The 5,878-nt window shown below is 73.1% G+C and carries 7 protein-coding genes; 5 read left to right on the forward strand and 2 right to left on the reverse strand.

Annotated elements, in window-relative coordinates:
* Nucleotides 1-71 precede the first annotated feature (71 nt).
* Both FNQ90_RS10225 and FNQ90_RS10230 read left to right on the forward strand, forming a co-directional pair.
* A complete protein-coding gene (locus FNQ90_RS10225; RefSeq protein ID WP_182606083.1) occupies nucleotides 72-860 on the forward strand; it encodes an SDR family NAD(P)-dependent oxidoreductase in 789 nt (262 codons plus the stop codon).
* Nucleotides 861-968: 108 nt separating this feature from the next.
* Entirely contained in the window at nucleotides 969-2,033 is a 1,065-nt protein-coding gene (locus FNQ90_RS10230; protein ID WP_182606088.1) for a threonine aldolase family protein, read from the forward strand.
* Nucleotides 2,034-2,092: 59 nt separating this feature from the next.
* Here the strand turns inward: FNQ90_RS10230 and FNQ90_RS10235 are convergent, their stop codons facing one another.
* Entirely contained in the window at nucleotides 2,093-2,803 is a 711-nt protein-coding gene (locus FNQ90_RS10235; protein WP_182606084.1) for a lysophospholipid acyltransferase family protein, read from the reverse strand.
* Between the two features lie 415 nt (nucleotides 2,804-3,218).
* Here FNQ90_RS10235 and FNQ90_RS10240 point away from each other — a divergent pair, with 415 nt between their 5' ends.
* Nucleotides 3,219-4,004 (forward strand): electron transfer flavoprotein subunit beta/FixA family protein, encoded by a 786-nt coding sequence (locus FNQ90_RS10240; RefSeq protein WP_182606085.1) that lies wholly within the window; start codon nucleotides 3,219-3,221, stop codon nucleotides 4,002-4,004.
* 66 nt (nucleotides 4,005-4,070) lie between these two features.
* Nucleotides 4,071-5,033, forward strand: coding sequence for an electron transfer flavoprotein subunit alpha/FixB family protein (locus FNQ90_RS10245; RefSeq protein WP_182606086.1), 963 nt, complete (start codon nucleotides 4,071-4,073; stop codon nucleotides 5,031-5,033).
* Nucleotides 5,034-5,128: 95 nt separating this feature from the next.
* On the opposite strand, the gene FNQ90_RS10250 is transcribed toward FNQ90_RS10245, so the two are convergent.
* Nucleotides 5,129-5,365: a hypothetical protein gene (locus FNQ90_RS10250; RefSeq protein WP_182606087.1), complete on the reverse strand. Its 237-nt coding sequence runs from the start codon at nucleotides 5,363-5,365 to the stop codon at nucleotides 5,129-5,131.
* A gap of 294 nt (nucleotides 5,366-5,659) precedes the next feature.
* On the opposite strand from FNQ90_RS10250, the gene FNQ90_RS27260 reads away from it, so the two are divergent.
* On the forward strand, nucleotides 5,660-5,878 hold a 219-nt coding region (locus tag FNQ90_RS27260; protein ID WP_407699335.1), incomplete at its 3' end, for a DUF6986 family protein.

Raw genomic sequence — 5,878 nt, forward strand, 5'->3', positions numbered from 1 at the left:
GCCCCGGGTGGCCCCGTGGCCCCGGGGCCGGACCACCCCGAATCCCAGAACCCCGAGGAAGGGCGAGCAGCATGAGCGTTTCCGGAACCGACGGACCCTCTCCGGCGGGAGGCCCCCTGGAGGGGGCGGTGGTCGCGGTGGCCGGCGCCGGGGGACCGGCGGGCCACGCCGTCCTGCTGCGGCTGGCCGAGGCCGGTGCCACCGTCCTGGCGGCCGACGCGGACCCGCTGCGGCTGGCCGAGGGAGTGGACGCCGCCCGCTTCGCCCACGGCGGGGCCACCGTCATCGGGGACACGGTCGACCTCCTCGATCCCGCCGCCGCGCGCCGTTGGGCCGAGCGGGCGGAGCGGGAGTTCGGTCGGGTGGACGGCCTGGTCCACCTGGTCGGCGGATGGCGCGGGTCGGCCTCCTTCGCGGAGACCGACCTGGCGGACTGGGACGTTCTGCACGACCTGCTCGTCCGCACCGTCCAGCACACCTCGCTGGCGTTCGCCGGCCCCCTGGAGCGCAGCGGCGACGGGCGGTACATCCTCATCAGTGCGGCGGGCGCCGCCCGCCCCACGGCCGGGAACGCCGCCTACGCCGCCGCCAAGGCCGCGGCGGAGGCGTGGACCCTCGCCCTGGCCGACGCCTTCCGGAGGGCCGGTCGTCGGGCCGGTGGGGAGGCCGGCCCGCCCGCCGCCGCGACCGTCCTCGTCGTCAAGGCGTTGCTCCACGACGCGCTGCGGGCCGAGAAACCGGACGCGACCTTCGCCGGTTTCACCGACGTGCGGGACCTCGCCGAAGAGGTGCGCGCGCTGTGGGACCGGCCGGCGGCCGAGGTCAACGGACGTCGGGTGTCCTTGGTGCCGGAGTCCTGACCCGGGTCCCGACCCCCGCCGGACGATCATCCGGCATCATCGTTGCCGGGGCCCCATCGGTGCCCCGGTCCCCGTACCGTTCCGCACCCCGAGCCCCGGGAGCCCACCCTGCGCACCGACGCCCAACGCCGCCACGACCCCGCGGTCCGCGGTTTCGCCAGTGACAACCACGCCGGAGTCCACCCCGAGGTGCTGGCCGCCATCGCCCTCGCCAACGAGGGACACCAGCCCGCCTACGGCGCGGACGTGTACACCGACCACCTCCAGCGGATCGTGCGCAGCCACTTCGGGCCGTACGCCAGGGCCCACCCCGTCTTCAACGGCACGGGGGCCAACGTGGTGGCCCTCCAGGCGCTCACCGACCGCTGGGGGGCGGTGATCACCGCCGACAGCGCCCACATCCACGTCGACGAGTGCGGCGCCCCGGAACGGGTCGGTGGCCTCAAGCTGCTCACCGTTCCCGCCGAGCACGGCCGGTTGACCCCCGAGCTGATCGACCGCGAGGCGTACGGGTGGGAGGACGAGCACCGTGCGATGCCGCAGGTGGTCTCCATCACCCAGAGCACCGAGCTGGGGACGGTCTACACGCCGGACGAGATCGCCGCGATCTGTGAGCACGCCCATCAGCTGGGCATGCACGTTCACCTGGACGGGGCCCGGCTGGCCAACGCCGCCGCCTCGCTGAACCTGCCGATGCGGGCGTTCACGGACGTCCCGGGAGTGGACGTGGTCTCCTTCGGGGGCACCAAGAACGGCCTCCTGATGGGGGAGCTGGTCGTGTTGCTCAATCCCGACCTCGGTCGCCGGATCGAGCACATCCGCAAGCTCTCCATGCAGCTGACCTCGAAGATGCGCTTCGTCTCGGTGCAGTTCGAGGCGCTGCTCGCCGGGGAGCTGTGGTTGGAGGGCGCCCGGCACGCCAACGCCATGGCGACCCGCCTGGCCGAGGGCGTGCGCGCGACCGACGGGGTGGAGACCCTGTACCCGGTGCAGGCCAACGCCGTCTTCGCCCGCCTCCCGGTGGAGGTCTCGCAGCGGTTGATGAAGCGGTACCGCTTCTACTTCTGGGACGAGCGCGCCGGGGACGTGCGCTGGATGTGCTCCTGGGACACCACCGGGGAGGACGTGGACGGCTTCCTGGAGGCGCTGCGCGGGGAGATGTCCCGCCACTGAGAGTGGCCGGGGCGGGGCGCCGCCCCTCGGCGACGCCCCCCGGGGCCCGGTACCGGGAGTCAGTCGCCCCGTGGCGCCGGGGCGGTGCCCCCCAGGTGCGCGGGCAGCCACCAGGTGTCCCGCTCGTCCCGCGGGGCGCCCGGGTAGGCCTGTTGGGCGGCCTCGAGCAGTTCCCGGACCCGGGACCGCAGCCGTGCGGTCGCCCGGGTCGGGTCCTCCTCGGGGGCCACCTCCATCGGCGCCCCCACCCGGACGGTGATGGGGAAGTGGTTGCGCCGCAGGTCGCGGGGGTGCCCCTTGGTCCACAGGCGCTGGGTGCCCCACAGCGCCACCGGCAGCATCGGCACCCCGGCCTGCTGCGCCAACCGGGCCGCCCCCGTCTTGAACTCCTTGAGGGTGAAGGAACGGGAGATCGTCGCCTCCGGGAAGATGCCCACGATCTCGCCCCCGCGCAGGGCCTGCACGGCCCGGGCGAAGGCGTGCTCGCCCTGCTCCCGGTCCACGGGTATGTGCTTCATCGCCCGCATCAGGGGACCGGACACCCGGTGGCGGAAGACCGAGTCCTTGGCCATGAAGCGCACCAGTCGCCGGGAGGGACGCGCGGTCAACCCGGCGAAGACGAAGTCCAGGTATCCGATGTGGTTGCTGACCAGCACCGCCCCGCCCCGCCGCGGCACGTGCTCGGTGCCGCGCATGTCGAAGCGCAGGTCCAGCATCCGGAACATGGTTCGGGCGGCGCCGATGACCGGCGGGTAGACGAGGTCTGCCATGGGGTGGTGCCTGCTTCCTGCGGGGGAACCGCGGAGGGGAGGGACGCGCGGGCGACCGGGTGTCGGGCCCGGGTGTGCCGCGGCGACCCCTCGCGTCCGCGGTCGGGTTACCGTTCGGTTTCCCGGACCCTAACCTACGCTTCCGTAACCCAGACCGGCGACGCTCGGACGGGTCCCGGTGACCCGCCGGGCCGGTCCGCCGGTCGGACGGGTGTGCGGCTGTCGCGTCCACCCCCCGACCGGGTAGGCAAGGTCACATGCGTCATCCTTGGCGGGGCGGGAAAGAGTACGATGTACTGGCGAGTAACAAGGCGGGTGGATCATCCCCGGTGCCCCCGCCCGGTACGGGCCGTGGAGGCCGCATAGGCTGCCGGGAGAGGCAGTCCGAGGAGCACCGAGAGCTAGGAGAGCCGGCGTGAGCTTGAGGATCGTTGTCTGTGTGAAGTACGTGCCCGACGCCACCGGTGACCGGGGCTTCACCGACGAGCTGACCACCGACCGCGAATCCGTGGACGGTCTGCTCTCGGAACTCGACGAGTACGCGGTCGAGCAGGCCCTGCAGATCGCCGAGAGCGCCGATGACGCGGAGATCACCGTTTTGACCATGGGGCCGGAGGACGCCAACGACGCGTTGCGCAAGGCGTTGTCCATGGGCGCCGACAAGGCCGTCCACGTGGACGACGACGACCTTCGGGGCACCGACGTCTTCGGCACCTCCCTGGTGCTGGCCCGGGCCATCGAGAAGGTGGGCTACGACCTGGTGGTGTGCGGCATGGCCTCCACCGACGGTGTGATGGGCGTGCTGCCCGCGCTGCTCGCCGAGCGGCTGGGGGTTCCCCAGGTGACCCTGCTCTCCGAGGTCTCCGTCGCCGACGGCACGGTCACCGGCCGCCGGGACAACGACGCCGCCTCCGAGGAGCTCGGCGCCTCCCTGCCGGCCGTCGTGTCGGTGACCGACCAGTCCGGTGAGGCCCGCTACCCCTCCTTCAAGGGCATCATGGCGGCCAAGAAGAAGCCCGTGGAGACCCTGGACCTGGAGGACCTGGACATCGAGGCCGAGCAGGTCGGCCTGGCCGGTGCCTGGACCGCGGTGGAGGACGCCACCGAGCGCCCCGCCCGCACCAAGGGCGAGATCGTCACCGACGAGGGCGAGGGCGCCAAGCAACTGGCCTCCTTCCTCGCCGAGCGCAGGTTCATCTGACGATCCGCGCGCCGTCCGAGCCCCTCCCACCACCCCATTTCCCGGGCAACCCGCAGGAGTACTCCCATGGCTGATGTTCTCGTCCTGGTCGACCACGTGGACGGCAGTGTCCGCAAGCCGACCCTCGAACTGCTGACCCTGGCCCGCCGTCTCGGCGACCCGGTGGCCGTCCATCTCGGCCCCGGTGCCGACACCGCCGCCCCGACCCTCGCCGAGTACGGCGCCGTACGGGTCCTGGCCGCCGACGCCCCCGAGTTCACCGAGTACCTGGTGGTCCCCAAGGTGGACGCGCTGCGCGCCGCCGTGGAGTCCGTCTCCCCGGTCGCGGTGCTGGTTCCCTCCTCCGCCGAGGGCAAGGAGATCGCCGCCCGCCTGGCCCTGCGGCTGGACTCCGGTCTGATCACCGACGCGGTGGACGTCGAGGCCGGGGACCGGGGCCCGATCGCCACCCAGTCGGTCTTCGCGGCCTCCTACACCACCCGCTCCCGGATCACCTCCGGCATCCCCGTGATCACGGTCAAGCCGAACTCCGCGGCCCCCGAGGCCGCTCCGGCGGCGGGCGCCGTGGAGACGCTGGAGGTGACCGTCACCGAGGGCGGGGGCGGCACCCGGGTGGTCTCCCGCGCCGCCCGCGAGTCCACCGGACGTCCGGAGCTCACCGAGGCCGCGATCGTGGTCTCCGGCGGGCGCGGCGTCAACGGCGCCGAGAACTTCTCCGTCATCGAGGCGCTGGCCGACTCCCTCGGGGCCGCCGTGGGCGCCTCCAGGGCCGCCGTGGACGCCGGCTGGTACCCGCACTCCAGCCAGGTCGGCCAGACCGGCAAGTCGGTCTCCCCGCAGCTCTACATCGCGGCGGGAATCTCCGGCGCCATCCAGCACCGGGCCGGGATGCAGACCTCCAAGACCATCGTGGCGGTCAACAAGGACGAGGAGGCCCCGATCTTCGATCTGGTCGACTTCGGCGTGGTCGGCGACCTCTTCCAGGTCGTGCCGACGCTGACCGAGGAGATCAGGACCCGCAAGGGCTGAGCCGCGCACCGCGTGTCGGGCCCCGTCGCCGTCATCGGCGACGGGGCCCGACCCCGTGTGCGTTCCCGCTCCGTCCCCGGCACGGGAACGGTCGATCAGCCCGCCGGGACCGCGGCGGGTCGTCGCGGCCGGAGTCGGAACCGGGAACCGCGGGACGCGTCCGCGGGGATCGCGGTTCCGGGGCTCCCGGTCTCGCCCGTGGTACCGCGGGATCGGGCCAGGGAGGCCAGGCGGTCCGCCTCGTGGCCGGGCACCGCACGCCCGGCGGGTTCCTCCCGGTCCTCGGCGAGCAGGCCGAGGGCGAACAGGGTGAACAAGGGGTACTGCTCCATGGTGGGTGTCTCCCGATGTGGGTGTTCGTCGCTCGGCCGCCACCCTTGCCGGCCGCCCCACCGGCCCGTCCGGACCGGCGCGCGGTGTTTCCGCCGTCACCCATCGTGCCGGGGACACATGACACCGGGTTTGCCCGGTGGTCAACCCGATGTGGCGATCCCCCGCGCCGACGTGAACGTCGCGTGACCCGGTCCGGGCGTTGTGTTTCCCCTCCCGGCGGGCTAGCGTCGGCCGTTCCCTCAACAAAGTGTTGAAGGGCTCCGGTCGCGGCCGGGACGGGGTCGGGAGGGTCGATGACGGAGGAAACCCGGTCGGGGAAGTACTCGACCAGCCTGCACGAGCGGGTGCGACGGGAGATCGAGCGCTCCCAGGAGCCGATCGACCTCGAACTCGCCGGACGTCACCCCGGGGACCCGACCGGTCGCCAGCCCGTCCACACCGTCTACGTCCCGGCCGACGCGGTCCCCGAGGACCCGGCGGGGGAGTGGGGGAGGCGGTCCCTGGAGCCTGTC

The organism is Streptomyces alkaliphilus (assembly GCF_014141535.1).
GTDB lineage: Bacteria > Actinomycetota > Actinomycetes > Streptomycetales > Streptomycetaceae > Streptomyces > Streptomyces alkaliphilus.